This window comes from Brevibacillus invocatus (genome assembly GCF_003710915.1).
GTDB classification, from domain to species: Bacteria; Bacillota; Bacilli; order Brevibacillales; family Brevibacillaceae; genus Brevibacillus; species Brevibacillus invocatus.
The window spans coordinates 176,926-194,843 of record NZ_RHHR01000028.1; the positions used below are offsets into that span (position 1 = coordinate 176,926).

19 protein-coding genes are annotated in these 17,918 nt (G+C 50.9%); 17 read left to right on the forward strand and 2 right to left on the reverse strand.

The window, feature by feature from the left end:
• Window positions 1–7 precede the first annotated feature (7 nt).
• The gene (locus EDM52_RS25195; protein ID WP_245996982.1) at window positions 8–157 is read right to left on the reverse strand and encodes a hypothetical protein; all 150 of its coding nucleotides are present in this window, start codon (window positions 155–157) and stop codon (window positions 8–10) included.
• A gap of 252 nt (window positions 158–409) precedes the next feature.
• On the opposite strand from EDM52_RS25195, the gene EDM52_RS15520 reads away from it, so the two are divergent.
• The 16 genes from EDM52_RS15520 to EDM52_RS15590 all read left to right on the forward strand — a co-directional run bounded on the left by EDM52_RS15520 (window position 410) and on the right by EDM52_RS15590 (window position 17,219).
• Window positions 410–1,609, forward strand: coding sequence for an NAD(P)/FAD-dependent oxidoreductase (locus EDM52_RS15520; protein WP_122909883.1), 1,200 nt, complete (start codon window positions 410–412; stop codon window positions 1,607–1,609).
• A complete protein-coding gene (locus tag EDM52_RS15525) occupies window positions 1,606–2,631 on the forward strand; it encodes a 4-hydroxyproline epimerase (RefSeq protein ID WP_122909884.1) in 1,026 nt (341 codons plus the stop codon). The genes EDM52_RS15520 and EDM52_RS15525 overlap by 4 nt, the downstream gene beginning before the upstream one ends.
• Window positions 2,632–2,662: 31 nt before the next feature.
• Window positions 2,663–3,547 carry a dihydrodipicolinate synthase family protein gene (locus EDM52_RS15530; RefSeq protein ID WP_122909885.1) on the forward strand — a complete coding sequence of 295 codons (885 nt, stop codon included), beginning with the start codon at window positions 2,663–2,665 and terminating at the stop codon, window positions 3,545–3,547.
• 15 nt (window positions 3,548–3,562) lie between these two features.
• Window positions 3,563–5,002 (forward strand): aldehyde dehydrogenase family protein, encoded by a 1,440-nt coding sequence (locus tag EDM52_RS15535; RefSeq protein ID WP_122909886.1) that lies wholly within the window; start codon window positions 3,563–3,565, stop codon window positions 5,000–5,002.
• 25 nt (window positions 5,003–5,027) lie between these two features.
• On the forward strand, window positions 5,028–6,032 hold the full coding sequence (locus EDM52_RS15540; RefSeq protein WP_122909887.1) for a proline racemase family protein: 1,005 nt from the start codon (window positions 5,028–5,030) through the stop codon (window positions 6,030–6,032).
• Window positions 6,033–6,236: 204 nt separating this feature from the next.
• Entirely contained in the window at window positions 6,237–9,998 is a 3,762-nt protein-coding gene (locus EDM52_RS15545) for a S8 family serine peptidase (protein WP_122909888.1), read from the forward strand.
• 127 nt (window positions 9,999–10,125) lie between these two features.
• Window positions 10,126–10,557: a hypothetical protein gene (locus EDM52_RS15550; RefSeq protein ID WP_122909889.1), complete on the forward strand. Its 432-nt coding sequence runs from the start codon at window positions 10,126–10,128 to the stop codon at window positions 10,555–10,557.
• Between the two features lie 39 nt (window positions 10,558–10,596).
• Window positions 10,597–11,055: a chemotaxis protein CheX gene (locus EDM52_RS15555; RefSeq protein WP_122909890.1), complete on the forward strand. Its 459-nt coding sequence runs from the start codon at window positions 10,597–10,599 to the stop codon at window positions 11,053–11,055.
• 208 nt (window positions 11,056–11,263) lie between these two features.
• Complete coding sequence (locus tag EDM52_RS15560; RefSeq protein WP_122909903.1) at window positions 11,264–12,118, forward strand: ABC transporter permease subunit; 855 nt, start codon at window positions 11,264–11,266, stop codon at window positions 12,116–12,118.
• A 19-nt stretch (window positions 12,119–12,137) separates the two neighbouring features.
• The gene (locus EDM52_RS15565) at window positions 12,138–13,061 is read left to right on the forward strand and encodes an ABC transporter permease (RefSeq protein WP_122909891.1); all 924 of its coding nucleotides are present in this window, start codon (window positions 12,138–12,140) and stop codon (window positions 13,059–13,061) included.
• Between the two features lie 82 nt (window positions 13,062–13,143).
• Complete coding sequence (locus EDM52_RS15570; RefSeq protein ID WP_122909892.1) at window positions 13,144–13,422, forward strand: hypothetical protein; 279 nt, start codon at window positions 13,144–13,146, stop codon at window positions 13,420–13,422.
• A 130-nt stretch (window positions 13,423–13,552) separates the two neighbouring features.
• Window positions 13,553–14,149, forward strand: coding sequence for a TetR/AcrR family transcriptional regulator (locus EDM52_RS15575; protein ID WP_122909893.1), 597 nt, complete (start codon window positions 13,553–13,555; stop codon window positions 14,147–14,149).
• 98 nt (window positions 14,150–14,247) lie between these two features.
• Entirely contained in the window at window positions 14,248–14,580 is a 333-nt protein-coding gene (locus tag EDM52_RS25200) for a hypothetical protein (protein ID WP_245996985.1), read from the forward strand.
• The gene (locus tag EDM52_RS15580; RefSeq protein WP_245996989.1) at window positions 14,504–15,406 is read left to right on the forward strand and encodes an APC family permease; all 903 of its coding nucleotides are present in this window, start codon (window positions 14,504–14,506) and stop codon (window positions 15,404–15,406) included. Before EDM52_RS25200 ends, EDM52_RS15580 begins: the two co-directional genes overlap by 77 nt.
• Before the next feature lie 23 nt (window positions 15,407–15,429).
• Window positions 15,430–16,818, forward strand: a complete 1,389-nt coding sequence (locus tag EDM52_RS15585) for an amidohydrolase (RefSeq protein ID WP_122909894.1) — start codon at window positions 15,430–15,432, stop codon at window positions 16,816–16,818.
• Between the two features lie 179 nt (window positions 16,819–16,997).
• Window positions 16,998–17,219 carry a helix-turn-helix domain-containing protein gene (locus EDM52_RS15590; RefSeq protein ID WP_003387736.1) on the forward strand — a complete coding sequence of 74 codons (222 nt, stop codon included), beginning with the start codon at window positions 16,998–17,000 and terminating at the stop codon, window positions 17,217–17,219.
• Window positions 17,220–17,398: 179 nt separating this feature from the next.
• Here EDM52_RS15590 and EDM52_RS15595 read toward each other — a convergent pair whose 3' ends face one another.
• The gene (locus tag EDM52_RS15595; protein WP_183185132.1) at window positions 17,399–17,683 is read right to left on the reverse strand and encodes a hypothetical protein; all 285 of its coding nucleotides are present in this window, start codon (window positions 17,681–17,683) and stop codon (window positions 17,399–17,401) included.
• Between the two features lie 112 nt (window positions 17,684–17,795).
• On the opposite strand from EDM52_RS15595, the gene EDM52_RS25705 reads away from it, so the two are divergent.
• A partial coding sequence (locus EDM52_RS25705; RefSeq protein ID WP_148038763.1) for a transposase occupies window positions 17,796–17,918 on the forward strand: 123 nt, incomplete at its 3' end.

Genomic DNA, 17,918 nt, shown 5'->3' on the forward strand with positions numbered 1-17,918 from the left:
AGGAGCTTCAGGTGTTAAAACCGGAGTTGGCTCCCACGGCGGTAGGAACAGTCGCAGGGAGCATTTGCGGGAAGCTGTGCCGAATGGGCGGAATACCAGCCGGACTCATCTCGTATCGCGACGAGTAGATCGGCTTCGGGCTCGATGAAGGGATCATCGTGAAGACAGCAGCGAAGGTTGGACTTCATCAGCTCTGTCAATGAGGGGAGTTTGTGTCTCAACCGAACCATTCCTTTCATCAGGAGTGTCGAGAAAAGGTACCAGATTCTTAGATATTATACACATGTTGGTGTAATTGTAAAATAATTTAGACAACTCAGTTTGCAAGATCCGTGTTTTTCATTTGGCATAGCGATTGCAAACGGTAGTAGAGCGAGGTTCATACAAAGCGATTTGAGGAGAGGCAGACATGTCAAAACAAACAGAAACCCATGCCGAGATCGCTGTGATCGGAGGGGGAATCATCGGGGCTGCAATTGCCTATTACGCCACTCGCGCTGGACTCGATGTCGTAGTGCTAGAAAAAGGAGAGCTGGCTTCAGGGACTTCATCCCGCTGTGATGGCAACATCTTGGCGATTGACAAAGACCCTGGATTCGACAGCCAGATGTCTTTGAAAAGCCAGATGCTCGTGGTTGAGCTGAGTCGAGAACTGGAGCAACCCTTCGAGTACCGGGCGCCGGGAAGCATTCTTGTCTGCGAATCGGATGTGGAGATGGCAGCGGCTGAGGAGTGGGTGAGACGACAAAAGGAAGCAGGGCTGCCGTTTCGCATGCTGGACAGATCCGATATTCGCCAGGAATCTCCGTACTTTGCCGACGATTTGCTAGGTGGATTGGAGTGCGCTACGGACTCGACGGTAAATCCCTACATGCTCACGTTCGCGTTGTTTGATGGGGCGAAAAAGCATGGTGCACGGATACTGCACCGGACTGAGGTGAAAGCATTGCGGCGCGATCAGGCTTCGGGAGCGTTCCACATCACGACAACCCAAGGTCAATGGACCGCGAAGCAAGTCGTCAATGCCGCAGGTGTGTGGGCACCTGTCATCGGTCAAATGGTAGGCGTGACGATCCCTATTCTCCCTCGCAAAGGTCACTTGATCGTCGCCTCTCGTCAAATGCCTGTAGGTTTGCGCAAGGTCATGGAATTCGGCTACCTGATTTCCAAGTTCGGTGGACAGCGTCAGGTGGATGAGGAGACGGAGAAATACGGGGTAGCGCTGGTGTTTGAGCCGACGGAAAGTCAAAATTTCCTGATCGGCTCTAGCCGCCAGTTCGTAGGCTTTGATACGCGAGTAGATATGGACGTGGTACGGTGCATGGCGCGAAGAGCATTGCGTTTTTACCCCAAAATTGCGGATTATGGCATCATCCGCACATATTGCGGTTTGCGTCCTTGGACAGAAGATCATCTGCCCATTATCTCGCATGTTGAGGAGGTGCCGGGTTATTTTATCGCAGCTGGACATGAAGGGGACGGCATCAGCTTGGCGGCTGTAACAGGGAAGCTGGTGTCGGAAATGCTGCTGGGTAAAAGCGAGACGATCATTCCGACAGAACCGTTGCGGCACGATCGATTTGCGAAGAAAGGGGTGTTGCATCCATGAAGGCCAGAAGGGTGTTTTCGACGGTCGATACACATACTGGCGGAAATCCTACGCGCACGGTCATCAGCGGCCTGCCCAAGCTGACAGGGCAGACGATGGCAGAAAAGATGCTGCACATGAAAAAAGAGTATGACTGGATTCGGCAGCTTCTCATGTATGAGCCGCGGGGGCATGATGTCATGTCAGGTGCTTTACTGGTAGAGCCCTGCCATCCGGACGCGGACGTGGGAGTCATCTACATCGAGACAGGCGGGTACTTGCCCATGTGCGGCCACGATACGATCGGTCTGTGCACCACGCTGGTAGAGACAGGAATGATTCCTGTGAACGAGCCGATTACGTACGTCAAGCTCGATACGCCAGCCGGGTTGGTCGAGGTTGAGATCCAGGTTGAAGGAGGCAGTGCCAAGTCGGTTTCATTCCGGAACATCCCCGCATTTTTATACCGATCCGATGTGACTGTACTCGTAGAGGGGCTGGGTGCTGTCAGCTGTGATATTGCGTACGGAGGAAACTTTTATGCGATTACCGATGCGCAAAAGCTGGGGCTTGAGCTGATTCCAGCCCATGCATCCGCGATTGTCGAAACCGCTGTCAAAATCCGCAAGGCTATCAACCAAGCCATCGAGGTCGTTCATCCTGAAAAGCCATTTATCCGAGGACTGACACATGTGGAGTTTTATTCCGCGCCCACCCATCCACAGGCACACGTGAAGAACACGGTCGTCGTCCCTCCTGGCGGCATTGACCGCTCACCGTGCGGCACCGGCACATCGGCAAAGCTGGCTACCCTTTTTGCCAAAGGGGAGATTGGCATTGGGGAGTCCTTCGTCCATGAAAGCATAGTGGGCTCTCTTTTTACGGGGAAGGTGATTTCGGTGACAGAAGAGGGTGGATTGCCTGCCGTCGTGACCCAGATAACCGGATCTGCATGGCTGATGGGCAAGCATACGATCTTTTACAATCCGGATGACGAGCTGGCGACAGGCTTTTTGCTTATTCCGCCTGCTACGGATCATTAAAACGAGAACAATTTGAGAGGAGAATGAAAGCATGGCACGTTTTGAAGGCGTCTATGTAGCACTTGTCACCCCGTTTACCAGCGATTACGAGGTGGATTACAAGCGATTGGCAGAATTGTGCGACTGGCTGATTCAAGAAGGCGTAGACGGCCTCGTCCCTTCAGGCTCGCTCGGAGAATATGCGACTATGACCGCAGAGGAGCGGGCAAAGGTCATCCAGAACGTCATCGCTGCATCAAATGGCCGAGTGCCCGTAGTCGTCGGCTCAGCAGCCCCGTCGACCCGTCAGGCTGTCGAATGGGTACAGTTTTCCAAGGATGCGGGTGCGGCAGGTGTGATGGCGTTGCCTCCGATCAATTACACGCCGCTGTTGCATGAGGTGTTTGCCCATTACGAAGCGCTGAACACGGTGGGTCTGCCCATCATCGCGTACAATAACCCGCATGATTATAAAATTGATCTGAAGCCTGATATTTTGGCTCGTCTTTCCAAGCTGGACAACATCGTTGGTGTGAAGGAATTTTCCGGAGACATTCGCCGCATACAGGAAATACTGGCGACGACCGATCTGGAAGTGATGGTAGGAGTGGACAATCTCGTGATGGAAGGGGGGCTGATCGGAGCCACAGGGTGGATCGCGGGTGTCCCGAATGCGCTGCCCAAGGAAGGCGTCGAGCTGTTCCGTCTGGCACGCCAAGGGAAATTGCAGGAGGCTCAAGCCCTCTACCGCCGGCAGCTACCTTTGTTCCATTACGATGCCAACCCGCAGCTCGTACAATCCATCAAGTACATGATGGAGCTGGCAGGCTTTCCTGTTGGACCGACTCGCCCACCACGCCTGCCATTGCCAGAAGAACAGTACGCGGGAATCAAAAAGGCTTTCGACTATTGCATGGGTACCGTGAGTGGGCGATAAGGAGGAATGGCTAGCATGCAGAGCATAAACTGGATAGGCGGCGAGTGGATAACTCCATCTGGATTAGAAGTGGCAGTCAAAAATCCGTCGCGTCTCTCGGAGGAGGTGGGGGTTGTACGATATTCCGATCCCTCCCACATCTTTGCCGCTGAGCAGGCAGCCCGTTTGGCGCAGCCGTTTTGGGCGATGCAGACCGGAGCTGCTCGTGGTGAGATTTTGTTCCAGATGGCATCTGTGCTCGAAGCTCGTACAGATGAGCTGGCCCGATTGGCGAGTCAGGAGATGGGCAAGCAAATCGGAGAAATGCGGGGGGAAGTGGCTCGGGGGGTTAATTTGCTTCGCTACTATGCAGGAGAAGGCATGCGATCCGATGGCAGTCTGATTCCAGCTTCTGATTCACATGTTCTGCAATACAGCAAGCGCGTGCCGCTCGGTGTCGTCGCCGTGATCACTCCCTGGAATTTCCCGGTAGCTATTCCGATCTGGAAAATAGCTCCTGCGCTGATTTGTGGCAACGCGGTCATCTGGAAGCCAGCAGAGAATAGTTCGCTGACAGCGACAAGGCTGGCCCAGATGTTTGCCGAGACCAGGCTGCCTGCAGGAGTCCTGAACGTCGTGATTGGAAAAGGAAAAGAGATCGGCACTGCCCTGGTAGAAGAGGCTGCTGTTGACGCGGTGAGCTTTACGGGATCATCTGCCACAGGCAGACAGATTGCAATCGCCTGCGCGGGACGCAATAGCAAATACCAGACGGAGATGGGCGGGAAAAATGCAGCGGTGGTCCTCGCAGATGCAGACTTGGACAGGACCGTTCCCATCTTGCTTAGCGGGGCGTTTCGGTCAGCGGGTCAGAAATGCACGGCTACCAGCCGAATCATCGTCGAAAAATCGATTTACCAGGAGCTGGTGGAGCGTTTGCAAATCGCCATCGAGGATTGCCGGGTAGGAGAAGCGAGTGATCCGGATGTCTATTTGGGACCGGTCGCGTCATTTGACCAGTACGAGAAGGTCAATCGGTACGTTTCCTTGGCACAGGAGCAGGCGAAAATCATAGCCAGTAGTCCTGACACGCCGCTGTCCAGTCAAGGGTATTACATTCGTCCATTGATCGTGGAGGGTGTAGCAGCCAGTCATCCCCTCGTCCAAGAGGAGGTGTTCGGTCCGTTGACCGTCTTGCTTCAGGCAGAAGATTTTGACGAGGCGATATCCTTGTGCAATCAAACCGTCTACGGACTAAGTGCCTCTTTGTTCACCCGAAATCTTTCCAGCGCACACCGTTTCCTCGATCTGGCCCAAGCAGGCATGGTCCGGGTCAATCAGGAAACGGCGGGAGTCGAATACCAGGCGCCATTTGGAGGAATGAAACAGTCCAGCTCGCATACACGGGAACAGGGCCAGGCTGCCCTTCAGTTCTATAGCGAGATCAAGACCTGCGCGATCAAATACGCATGGTAAAGATACGGTCTGGAGGGAGGAAGCCATGAATATCAACCGCTTGTTCACAACGATCGACGCCCATGCCGGGGGAGAGCCACTTAGGATCATTACGGGAGGGTTACCTCCGCTTCAGGGCGAGACCATCCTGGAGAGAAGAAGCTACTTTCGCGAGCATCTCGATGACATCCGGCGCATTTTGATGTTTGAGCCGAGAGGACATCACGGCATGTACGGCTGCGTCATGACCCCACCCGTAAGCCCGGATGCTGCCTTTGGTGTCTTGTTCATGCACAATGAGGGCTACAGCACCATGTGCGGTCACGGGATCATCGCCGTTGTCACGGCAGCTGTCGAAACAGGAATCCTACAGCTGGAGAATGCGGAGCAAAGCATCGTCATTGACAGTCCAGCGGGTAGAATCATGGTGCGCGCGAATGTGGAAGGGGAGCAGGTGAAGTCCGTCTCCTTTGAAAATGTTCCATCCTTTGTCTTTGCCCAGGATGTGCCGATTACCTGCGAGGGGCGTACTTTTGATGTCGATATTGCCTATGGCGGTGCCTTTTACGCGGTCGTGCAAGCCAAGGATCTAGGGGTACGGGTGGAAATCGAACAGCTGTCGAAGCTCCAAGCGTGGGGGAGCAGGATCAAGCATCAGATCGAGGAGAAGATGCATGTGGTTCATCCGTTGGAGGCCGAGCTGACTGGCATTTACGGCGTGATCATTTCTGACGAACCGAGAATGCCCGGCTCCCATCTTCGCAATGTGACCATCTTCGCCGACAAACAGGTGGACCGCTCTCCATGCGGGACAGGGACGGCAGCGAGGCTTGCTGTCTTGTTTGCAAGAGGCCAGCTAGGGCAAGGAGAAAGATTTGTCCATGAAGGAATTGTGGGCAGTCAATTCATCGGCCACGTAAAGGAGACGCTGCAGGTGGGAGACTTCGAGGCCGTGATTCCCGTGATCGAGGGCAAGGCCTTCATAACCGGTCTGCACCAATTTGTCGTGGACCCTGTCGATCCGTTAGCGAAAGGTTTTTTGCTCCGATAAATATAGATCTGCGGCTGAATCCAGAATTCAGCCGTTCTTTTTTTTGAAAAATGACTCTTTCCCCGCGGAGATCGCCAGCAGTGGCCGGCTCAGGCGCTTTTGCAGGGTGTCCAAGAATCGCACGAAATAGCGGAAAGGAGAATACGACAGTGCCTCCCAGTGAAAACTGAAAGAGAGGAATCCTTTTCCTAAAGGGGGCAAACAATGAAAAAACAGATTATCAGCATCGGGTTGGCGTTCGTTTTGCTTCCGACATCAGCGGTGGACTCATGGCAGGCGGTAGCAGAAACATCAGGGGAATCGTTCCCTTTATATGAGCAGGTGATTCAAGATCTGTACGGTGCAAAAAGCACCTTACATACAGCTCCGAGCTCGTCTGCAACAACAAAAGGTCATCACACGTTTCGGGCGGACGAGTGGATTCATACGGAGAATCGCATCTTGGGGGAGCAGATGCCTCAAGCATCCAATACGACCCTGGATATGATCGAAGCGACAAAAGCATGGGAGGAAGCGGGTGTAAAAGGGGAAGGTATGCTGGTTTCGGTCATCGATACTGGAATTAATCCGAAGCATCCGGATTTTCCTCCACCCAAAGACAAGCGTTTGGCGCAGCAAAAGTCTGGATCGACAAAAAAAGTATTAGCTGGCTACAACTGGGCGGATCGCAATCAAATTACGGAAGACGTAGGGGAGTCCCAGCACGGCGTACATGTAGCGGGCATCATCGCCGCCAACGGCAAAGTGACAGGCGTAGCACCTGAAGCGCAACTGATGAGTCAGAAGGTCTTTTCCAACTACCAGGGTGAAGTGCCTGGTCTAAGCGAGTCCATTTTATTTGCAATCAGCGATTCCATTGCCAAAAAAGCAGATGTTATCAATCTAAGTCTAGGGTCGTCTGCGGGCTACGTCGACGAGACGAATACAGAGCAATATGCGATCAAAAAAGCGGTGGACAACGGGGTGATCGTGGTAGCCGCTGCAGGCAATGACGCGTATTTCGGGAGTGACAAGGTACGCGCACAAAATCCTGACGTGGCCATGATTGGCTCACCTGGGCTGGCTCCTGATGCTTTATCGGTTGCCTCGGTCAATGCGACTACACTTGCGGGGCACAGCTTTCGGATTCAAGGGGTATCCGGGATTGAGAGAGTCGTCTATCTCCACGGGCAGGCTGGGAACGGTGCCGCATTGAACCCGGTGACGACTTTACCTACGCCCTATCAGATGGTCTACATGGGCAAAGGTAAGAAAGAAGACTACAACGTCTCGGTGAAAGGGAAACTCGTACTGCTAGAGCGAGGAGACATCTCCTTTGATGAAAAGCTGCGTCTTGCCAAAGAGGCAGGTGCAGTCGGGGCAGTGATTTACAACAATGAGCCCGGCCCGATCATTATCAGCGCTGACCATCTCAAGGTCATTCCTGCGGTCGCCATTCTCAAGCAGATGGGTGAACAGATGGCTCAGGCTTTGAAAAAGGGCAAGAAAGTAACCCTTACCTTCGACGGGGAGTATGCGCAAAACCCGATGCCTTATCCTGACGGTGGCACCCTGTCGGCTTTTTCATCCTGGGGGCCAACGCCGGATCTACAATTTAAACCGGAGATTTCAGCGCCAGGCGGTGGCATTCTATCCACGGTACGGGACGCGGACTATGCGGTTAAAAGCGGCACGTCGATGGCAACTCCACACGTCGCAGGAGGCATGGCATTGATGAAGCAGGCCTATCAAAAGCAGGGCCGCAAGCTGCAAGGAAGGCCACTCGTGGAAACATTGAAGGCGGCGGCGATGAATACAGCCATGCCGATTCTCGAACCGCAGGAAGCCACCCCCGCCTCTGATCGAGGAAAGGCAGAGAAGAAACCTTACACGCCTCGCGTACAGGGAGCAGGGATGATGCAGGTGGCTAAAGCGATTAAAACCCCTGTCATCGTAGTTGATCAGAAAGGGAAGGCTGGCGTTTCCTTGGGAGAAATCGGGGAATCGACGACTTTTTCCTTGTTTGTGGACAATAAATTTGGTCAAAAACCGGTTTCCTACCAGCTCAAGGATGAGTTCGGCGTATTAACGGATCTGAAAAAAGACGGGATCAATATGCTGACGGCAGCACCACTTGCAGGGGCCAAGCTGCAGATTTCCGCGCAACAAGTAACTGTAGTTCCTGGACAACGTGCTGAGGTAAAGCTGACCCTGCAAATTCCAAAGGGAACGGATGCCAATCAGTTTGCCGAAGGGTTTGTCCTGTTCGAATCCGTAGACAAGGAGCTGCCTGATTTGCGCGTGCCTTACATGGGCTTCTATGGCAATTGGGACGCACCTCGTATCATGGATGAGCCGATGTGGAAGGCAGGTAGCCAGGAGAAACGGACCGGCGTAAAGACAACTTGGCATCATGACAAGGGAAATGACAAGTGGAAATACCGGGATTATCTGGGGGTATCGGGTGTATCAGAAGACGGATTGCCAAAGATCGATCCGGATAAAATCGCCTTTTCACCAAATGGTGACGGCCATTACGATGTAGCAGCGCCGTCGATCACTTTTTTGCGAAATGCTCGCCAGGTTACTGTGGAAGTCACCGATCAACAGGGAAAGCTCATCCGTTCGCTGATACGGGACGAAAAAGTAAGCAAGTACGATCAATCCAAGCTGGGTACGCCGTATTACTTTACGGAACGGGAAGAATGGAGCTGGGACGGCAAGAGCTTTTCACCGGAAAAGGGCGTCTACGAAAAGGTTCCGGACGGGATGTACCAGTTTGTGATCAAAGCAAAGATCGATGGGCGAAATGCCAACTGGCAAACGTTGACGATGCCTGTCCGTGTCGATACGAAAGCTCCTGTTATCTCCGCCTCGGTAACGGGTAATCGCGTGCAGTGGAGCAGTAAGGACAAGGATGTCCAGAGCTATTTGCTTTACGTGAACGGGAAAAAGGTAGGGGGACCTTACTCTCCGGAGGTGACGAGCACGAGTGTCAATCAACCGGATAAAAAGATGAGTGTCGTCGCCTCTGATTACGCAGGAAACATCAGCGTCGTGCATGTAAATGGACAAAGCGATACGACTCCGCCATTCGTGGAATTTCCTGATGACCTGTTCAGTTACCTGAAGATCACGAACCAGCCTGATCTGGCCATCAGCGGCAAGGTCACGGGTGAAGACATGATGGACAGAGTACGGCTGTCGATCAACAAGAATCCGGTCAAAGTCGAGGTAGACGGTTCGTTTCAGACCGTGCTGCGACTGACGGAAGGGATTCACTACGTGGCTTTTCAGGCGCAGGATATGTACGGAAACAAGCGGCAGTTTACGCAGCGTGTGGTCGTCGATATGACGCCACCCCTCTTGCATTTCCAAAATGATGGTGCTGAGGATATGACCTTTGACCCCGGAACCAAACGCATGATGGTTCCAATCCGGTTCATGTATCGCGATCAAAGCTACAAGGGACAGGTGAGCGTCAATGGACAGATCATTTCCAGCTTCGAAGAGGATCAGTTGGAAAAGCCGGTACAAAAATACATGACGCATACCCTATCCTTGAAGCAGGGGGAAAACAGAATCCTCATCGAAGGCAAGGATGGAGCTGGCAATCGGAGTGAACTGGTCGTTTACGGCTATGTGGACGCCACTACGGGTTCTGTTGTTCTCAATCACGGTGAACAGCGCTTTACTTACCAGGCACGCTCTATTCCAGCCCCCACACTAAGCCTGCCGCAAAAACAGGTCGAGGGTGTAGAAGGAGAGACGCTTCCGATCGAAGGGAAAGTCGTAGGGTCAGGAGCGATTCAACTGCAAATGGTGTACAACGATCGCCGCATGCAGGCTGATATTAACGATCGTGGAGAATTCCGCTTACTGCTGGATCACGTCGAGGAAGGCAAGCAGAAATTGTCGGTGATCGCAACGGATGCGCTGGGACGGGAAGCACACGCTGAGATGATCGTCGTTGGCAAAAAGAAGTGAAAATTGATTTCATGCCCAGTGTAGCGGCGGTAAGACGCAAAGGCTGGGCTTTTTTCTGTGAAAAGCGTCCTTTCTCATCGAGGAATACCCGGTAGTTGCCAAGTTTTTGACGATTGGAGGAAAAAACATGTTTTTTCACGGCATTAATTGGGAATATGTGAAGAGGGAATATCCGGTCCTGTCGCCGCGGCGTACAGTCAGCAAAAAAAAGCAGGAGCAGAGGCTGGATCGCATTCACTTGATTCAACAGTTTGGGATTGAACCGATTCACTTGCTCGAAGCCGACGATGAGTATTCCTCTCGGCGTTGCTTGGAGGAATGCTACGCTTTCGGGGATACTGTGTTTGCCTTCGAAACGTTGACACCTCCCATGTGGCAGCTCAGCCGTCACGAAATCGGGGTAGAGGTTTTGGACTTGAGAACGAGCAAGTGTATTTATACCTTTCGAACTGGGTCGAAAGTGGAGGAATGGTTTCCGGGCATTCCGTGCATACGGACTTCTGTCCCTGCCATTTTTCGCGAAGCTATTGATTCAGGCAAAAATCGACTTTATGATTAGGTACAAAGGCATAATTGCCCGGGAAAGGAAGAGGACCTAATGAAAGTGCAGTACTTACATCCTTTTTTGGAATCTGCTTCCTTCGTGATCCAGCAGGTATGCCAAGTGAGCATAGCCCGAGGAGAACTGGAGATGCAGGAATGGACGTTTCGGGAAGGACATACCTGGCTTCGGATCGGGATGACCGGACATGTGCAGGGCGAAGTGTTTTTTGGCATACAGGATGATCTGGCGCTCCGTATCGTTTCTGCCATGATGGGGGGTTATCCGATTCAGGAAATGGACGATATGGGGAAAAGTGCGATTTCGGAGTTGGGAAACATGATCTCGGGCAATGCCAGTACGATATTGTCCAATCAAGGAATTGTCATTGATATCACGCCTCCTCATTTACTGCTTCAGGCTGATCTGCAGCAAATGACGGGAACGGCCCTGACTGCTCCTCTGGATTTGCAGGACATGGGAAGAATGGAGATTCAACTGGTTGTGGTGGAATAAAGCGGAGGGTGTTCCTGAAGGTAGCTAGACTGCTTTCGGCGACACCCTTTTTTCTTTCAATAGGGAAGGAAAAAGCCGAGTACATGAAGCTGGCAGTAAGCATTTAATAGAATAATAAAAAAAGATAAAATATTTTTTGTTGTCTGGATGATTTTTTTTATATAGTGTATTGTTGGAATGAGCAAGGGGGTATGAAGGGTTGGCATATGTGAAGCAGATTTTAGGGGTATTCTTCCTCGTCATCGTCATTTGTGGCGGTCCGATCATGTTGACCACGGTCAAGGAAGAGGTCGTCTTTGCCCCGGAAAAAGTAGTGTCTCACAGCGTCTATCTGATTCAACAGATTGCAGGCGGATCACTAGGCACCTATTATTTAGGAGATTACGAGCGAAGCATTGCAGCAGATATCCTGCCTTTCGCGATCAGCACATTTGAATTGCTGTTTACAAGCGTATTGATTGCCGTTTTGGCTGGTTTAATGTTCGGCTTGTTTTTGCAGCGTTTTGGGTTCGTACGCAAGTTTCAAAGGCTGCTAGACCTCGTTTCTACGATTCCTGACTTTATTCTGATTTTTCTATCAATCTTAGCGGCCGTCAGTTTTTACAAGTTGACCAACATACGAATTATTACACTGTCACCAACCAGCGATGCAGCCAATTCGTGGTTTCCGATCTTGCTTCTCTCCATCGGACCGACGATCTTTCTGCTCAAGGTGATCAGTCTCAAGTACGTCCAGATTGGCGGCGAGGATTACATTAAAACGGCTTTGGCCAAAGGAATGAGCATTTGGCATGTCTTGATTCATCACGTGTATAAAAATATCATGCCGTTTTTGCTCGCAGATTTGAAAAAGACCATCGCGATCACCGTAGCCAATCTGTTTATTGTCGAGTATTTGCTGAATGTGGTCGGGCTAACCCGCTTTATTTTCAGCAAAAGCTCCGCTTATCAGTTCAATTCAGCAGTCATGGGTCTCATGGGTATTATCTTTCTTTCCTTGCTGGTATATCTGTTAATTCGGGTGATTCTGTACCTGTTTGAACGAGTAGTGGTCTATAAATAGGCAAGAGTGAGGGGCATGTATGCAAAAACGATTCAGTTGGTCATTGTGGATAGGAAGTATTCTGGTAGCCCTGCTCATCATCCTGGGTCTGGTAGGTCCACATATCGCTCCTTATGAAGTGGATTTTCAGGAAAGACTGAGCAGTACGGTCGTCGACGGAAAAACGGTCATCACGTATCCTCCACTGCCGCCATCCGAAGCGCATTGGCTAGGGACGGACAAATGGGGCGCTGACTTACTCACCTTGTTGTTGTACGGGGCACCCTATACGGTGTTCGTAACGATTGCGATTTCCTTCATTCGTCTAGTTCTCGGTACCATTCTGGGTCTGTATATCGGGATACAAGACAAGCCGCAAGCGTGGTGGCTGTCCATTGAAAACGCATGGAGCTACATGCCGATCTTCATTCCCGTCTATTTCCTGCTGGTAGGGGTGAATATCAACTCTGAACTCTCTACGTCTGGTCTGGTAACGATGTTTATCTTCACCGTCGCGATCCTGGGTGTACCGAGTGTGGCAGCATCCATTCGCCAGAAAACCGAGCAGATCAAGGAAACGCAGTATGTGCTTGCAGCAGTGTCTCTTGGGGCTGGCCGTGAACAAATCATTTTTCGTCACATCCTTCCGCATCTAAAGGAGCAGCTGGTCATCATACTGGTGACGGAGATGATCGCGATCATGACACTGATGGGCCTGCTCGGCATGTTTGATCTTTTTGTTGGCGGTACTTACATGACGCTGGATCCGGTAATTTACAAGTCCATTACCAATGAGTGGGCGGGACTGCTTGGTTCCTATCGATCCTTTGTCTACGGCAATTCCATCTGGATATTCCTGTCACCACTCATTGCCTTTATTCTGGCAATTGGTTCGTTTACGCTCCTCGCAAAGGGACTGCGTGATAAATTCGAGCAAAGCTACAACCGTACGCCATTCATCTAAAGCCGTGCACTGGAATTGGAAACGACTACCTGATTTCTACCGTCCAATCATGCAGGTTAGCAATAGAGAGGAGCAAATCTGCATGAATTCTGTTCTCCGCTATGGTTTGCTGATGATTTTGGCACTGGTGTTCATAACAGCATGTACCAGCAACCAGGATCATGAGCGAATAGACCGGGGCGAAGCGTTAAGCCAAATCATACATCTCACCAAGCTTGGTGAAAAGAATGACACTATCTTCTCGTGGGCTACACCAACAGATGTGCAATACATACCGGATGACGAAGCCAGCAAGCAGGAGTATCTGGAGATGTTTATAGATGTTGAGAGCATCAAAAGCTCTTTCCAATTCAAGGAATAGCTAAGATAAGCGCCCCCTCCTTCGGTGACGGAGGAGGGTTTTTCTATCACTCACCGCATGAACGAAGGAGTTTACGCTTACTTGTAGAAACAGCTATTGAAGAACAGGAAGGGATACATACGGTGAATCTATGACAAAAGAGAAGATCAAGCAAGCCGCATTGGAGCTGTTTAGCAAGCATGGCTACTCGGGAACAACGTTGGCTCAGATTGCCGAGCAGGTCGGAATTAAGACACCATCACTGTTTTCCCACTTTAAAGGCAAGGAAGAGCTGTTTGTGACCATTTTTCATGAGGTAAACTGGCAGATCGTCGAGCATGTAAAACGCTTGGCTGCAGAGCGAAGGGGGACATCCGTAAAGGAAACGCTGCACAAGATCTTTCTGAGAAGCTGTCAGTTCTACTTGGAGAATGAGGCAAGAACCTTGTTTTTAAAGCAGACCTTGATTCTTCCTCCGCCTTTTTTGCAGGAATCGATCATGGACGGATTTTTTCATTCGGAGGATGCGTTGTCTGCTGTGCTAACGGAAGTATTGGAACAGGGAATCGAGGAAGGGGTTGTCTGCAAGAGACCGGTGGAGCAGCTGATTGCTGCCTATTACTGCATGATGGATGGCATTCTGATGCAAATTCACGTCTACGAACCAAAGCAAATGGAAGCGAGAATCACAAGCATTTGGGAGCATTTTTGGCGAGGACTGCAGGCGGAGCGATGTGAAGGAATATGAAAAAGTAGAATATTCCAAATTTTCTTTGACACATAAGAGAGAGCTTGCTTATAATTTGCCTAACGAACATTCGTTAGTTGGAAAGGGGAACGATTCATGTGGGACAACCACAACTGCCTTCTTTAAAGCGAAGCCTCTCTCTTCGCCATACGGTTTTGTTTGGAATGGCCTTCATGGCACCGATCACGGTTTTTGCCACCTATGGAATCGCGCTTTCTGAAACCAATGGGATGGTGCCTACCGGCTATGTATTTGCCCTGTGCATTATGTTGGTCACTGCCTACAGCTACGGGCAGCTGGTAAAAGTGTACCCGGCTGCTGGTGGTGCTTATTCCTTTAGCGGCAAATCTGAATATGGTACTCGTGTTACTGCAAGTACTCGTCTGCGTGCTTTTCGTTGCCATCAGCATGCGAGATCTGTTGAATGGTGAGGGAGCAGGGACGCTTCTATCCTCGCAGCCGTTTTTTGATCCACAGGTTTCCTTTCCATCACTCCTAGCTATTTTGCCACTTCTCTGTTTTTCATTTCTTGGCTTTGACGCAGTGACGACTTTGGCGGAAGAGACGATCGAGCCGGAGAAAACCATGCCAAAAGCCGTCATGCTGATCACACTACTTGGGGGGACGCTGTTTGTCATCGTTACCTACTTCGCCCAGCTGGTACAGCCAAATTTCCAGGCTTTTAGCAGTCCTGATTCTGCCGGGATGGAGCTATTCATGCAAATCGGTGGAAATCTGTTGTCCGCGTTCTTCCTCGCAGTCGTCGTCTTGGCGGCGGTGGCTTCTGCTGTTGCTTCGGGTGCTAGTGGAGCGCGTATCTTGTATGCGATGGGACGGGAAGGCGTGCTGCCAAAAGGCTTTTTTGGATACTTGTCGCCACGTTTTCGCACGCCAGTATGGAATATCATCGTGATCGCGGTGGTCGCCATGATGGCCAATTTTTTGGATATGCTGACCGCGACGGCTCTGATCAACTTTGGCGCGTTGCTGGCGTTCGTCTTTGTCAATATCGCCGTCATCTTCCACTTTTATATTCGGCATCAACAACGTTCGGGAAAAGGGATTATCCTGTACCTGCTTTTGCCGTTAGTAGGTGCCCTCTTCACAGGTGTTTTTTGGATGAACCTCGGGGCTACAGCCCTGATTCTCGGCGGCTGCTGGTTTTTGGTGGGGCTGGGGTATTTGCTCTACCTGACGAAGCTGTTCCGGCAGCCTCCGCCTTCCCTTCATTTTGAGGAAGCTGAATCATTCAACTAAAGGGCTAAGGAGTGGATGTTACGATGTGTTCAGCGAGACGATTCGCAGATACGATCATCTTCAGTAATGCGGTGTTTACAGGCTTGGAGGATCATCCCGTGCAAGCAGCCATCGCCATTTGTGAAAACAGGATTGCAGCAGTCGGGACAAAGGAAGAGGTCGAGGTCTGGAAAAACGATGCGACACAAATCATCGATGTGCAGGATCAGCTGGTGATGGCGGGCTTTCACGACTTTCACCTTCACCTCATGATGGGTAGCGTAGCCATGAACAGCATCAATCTGGTCGCAGCTCGTTCTTGCGCGGATGCGGTCGAACAGGTCAGAGCGTTCGCGCAAGAGCGGCCGGAAGATCCATGGATACTTGGCTTTGCCTGGGATTCTGGCTATTGGACAGAGCAGCGTTTGCCAAATCGACGGGACCTGGATGAAGTAGTTTCGGATCGGCCTGTGCTGCTATTTCATGCAGAGGGCCACTACGCATGGGTAAACAGCAAGGCGCTGGAGCTGGTGCAGATCGATCGCAATACGGAGAATCCGGAATACGGAATGATTGAAAAGGATGAAGACGGGGAGCCGACGGGCATCTTGTACGAGGGCGCCATCATGCCTTGCGGAGAGCTCGCGTTCGATTTTTCCATCGACAAGCAGAAGGAGCTGCTTCACTCGTTTTTGAAGCAGGCAGGGCAGCTGGGAGTAACCTCTGTCAATGATTTGTATGGGCTGGAGTTGAACCGAAAGCTCGTCAACTACGAGCTGTTTCGCGAGTGCGAGGAGAGCGGAGAGCTGTCGGTTCGCATTCATCTGCTCCCAGTTTTGGATGGAGATTTGGATCGGGCCAAACAGCTGCGGGCACAGTACCAGTCGCCATTTTTACAATTTACGGGTCTGAAACAGTTCATCGACGGGGTCATCACCGGGTATACGGCTTACCTGCTCGAGCCCTATTCAGATAACCCGGCAACACAAGGCAGCACGACATACCCTCCTGAGGTGATCAAGGAATGGGTCGTGGAAGCAGATCGGGAAGGGTTTCAGATTCGCTTTCACGCCATCGGAGACGGAGCGATTCGGCTTGCTCTGGATGCATTTGAGGAGGCGCAGCGGGTCAATGGGAAGCGGGATTCACGCCATTGCGTCGAGCATATCGAGGTTCTGCATCCCTATGACGTGCATCGCTTTGCCAAGCTGGGGGTCATTGCGTCCATGCAGCCGGAGCATCTCGCTCAGTCGGAGAGGGGAGTGTACACCTCGCGGATCGGGAAGGAGCGCGACCATTACGTATTTGCACTTCAAACCTTGCAGAGAACGGGAGCGGTGCGTCCTGGATCGCAACCTCTTTGCGGTGCCTGTCGAGGAAATTTTGGAGACACAGGTCTGCTTGACGATGGTGAATGGACAAATCGTCTATAAAAAGGAGAGTTTCGCGGAGTAACGTGCGGAACCCATTGCCCATTTTTGGAATAGGATGTATGGCAAAAGCCTAAAATGCTTGAAATTCCGGCACCATCACCCCCCCCCAACATAGGATAAGGTGACTCTGTAATCCCTCAACCTTGTTCCTGTAGAGCCCACAAGGAGGGGTGGCACGATTGAAGGGTAGCGACCAAACCAAGCCGTTGTTAACGAATCGCGAAAGAGAAGTGTTTGAACTCTTGGTCCAGGATAAGACAACCAAGGAGATTGCCGGACAACTCTTCATAAGCGAAAAGACTGTGCGCAATCACATAAGTAATGTCATGCAAAAATTAGGGGTCAAAGGTCGATCTCAAGCAGTAGTCGAACTCGTTCGACTTGGTGAACTAGAGATTTGAGCCCAGTCCACCCAGCCTCCCTTTTCTTCCCTTGGTCGGAAGGGAGGGTTTTTTGTTTTTATGGGAAAAAAGCAATCCGAGAATGTGCATCCTTGGTGGCGTACTAAGTATTTTGATACGTACGGAACGCTGATCAAGGAATACGGCGTTGCAACAACATGTGTAATAAAAAAAGACTCTTAATAAAAGTCTCTTGGATTCGAATCACATTCGATTTTGAAAGGCTTAAACCAGTTTTTTAGGAACGTACGTGTTTCTAAGACGGTTATAGCAACATCTCCTTGTTGGATATCGAGGTATAAGCTATAGCCTGCATCAGATTTAGACTCAATTGGGATCAAGTTAATGAATTCGTTAAAATCTTTTACTACATCGGCGGCCAGATCCATTTGTGGTTTGGTTATATCTCTTACAATCATCAAAAACTGTCTCTTCAATAATACACCCCATTGTTTTTTATTCATTATACCACAGGGAGAAAGGGAAGGGAAAAATCTCTTAAGCCCCAAAATTGGATTTGAGTCATACCCCCTTATCCTGTTAAGCTGGTATCAGAAGAACAGAGGGGGATTTTTTATGCAACGGAAACGCTATTCAATCGAGTTTAAACAGCAGCTGATCCAAGAAGCCCAAGAAGTAGGAAACGCGAGCCAGGTAGCCAGACGGCATGGGATAGACGTCAAAATGCTGTATCGATGG

Coding starts and splice junctions, on each gene's coding strand:
- EDM52_RS15520 (WP_122909883.1), top strand. CDS start 410: ATGTCAAAACAAACAGAAACCCATGCCGAGATCGCTGTGATCGGAGGG.
- EDM52_RS15540 (WP_122909887.1), top strand. CDS start 5,028: ATGAATATCAACCGCTTGTTCACAACGATCGACGCCCATGCCGGGGGA.
- EDM52_RS15550 (WP_122909889.1), top strand. CDS start 10,126: ATGTTTTTTCACGGCATTAATTGGGAATATGTGAAGAGGGAATATCCG.
- EDM52_RS25195 (WP_245996982.1), bottom strand. CDS start 157: ATGATCCCTTCATCGAGCCCGAAGCCGATCTACTCGTCGCGATACGAG.
- EDM52_RS15595 (WP_183185132.1), bottom strand. CDS start 17,683: ATGAATAAAAAACAATGGGGTGTATTATTGAAGAGACAGTTTTTGATG.
- EDM52_RS15575 (WP_122909893.1), top strand. CDS start 13,553: ATGACAAAAGAGAAGATCAAGCAAGCCGCATTGGAGCTGTTTAGCAAG.
- EDM52_RS15580 (WP_245996989.1), top strand. CDS start 14,504: ATGGTACTCGTGTTACTGCAAGTACTCGTCTGCGTGCTTTTCGTTGCC.
- EDM52_RS15555 (WP_122909890.1), top strand. CDS start 10,597: ATGAAAGTGCAGTACTTACATCCTTTTTTGGAATCTGCTTCCTTCGTG.
- EDM52_RS15570 (WP_122909892.1), top strand. CDS start 13,144: ATGAATTCTGTTCTCCGCTATGGTTTGCTGATGATTTTGGCACTGGTG.
- EDM52_RS15585 (WP_122909894.1), top strand. CDS start 15,430: ATGTGTTCAGCGAGACGATTCGCAGATACGATCATCTTCAGTAATGCG.
- EDM52_RS15530 (WP_122909885.1), top strand. CDS start 2,663: ATGGCACGTTTTGAAGGCGTCTATGTAGCACTTGTCACCCCGTTTACC.
- EDM52_RS15545 (WP_122909888.1), top strand. CDS start 6,237: ATGAAAAAACAGATTATCAGCATCGGGTTGGCGTTCGTTTTGCTTCCG.
- EDM52_RS15535 (WP_122909886.1), top strand. CDS start 3,563: ATGCAGAGCATAAACTGGATAGGCGGCGAGTGGATAACTCCATCTGGA.
- EDM52_RS15525 (WP_122909884.1), top strand. CDS start 1,606: ATGAAGGCCAGAAGGGTGTTTTCGACGGTCGATACACATACTGGCGGA.
- EDM52_RS15565 (WP_122909891.1), top strand. CDS start 12,138: ATGCAAAAACGATTCAGTTGGTCATTGTGGATAGGAAGTATTCTGGTA.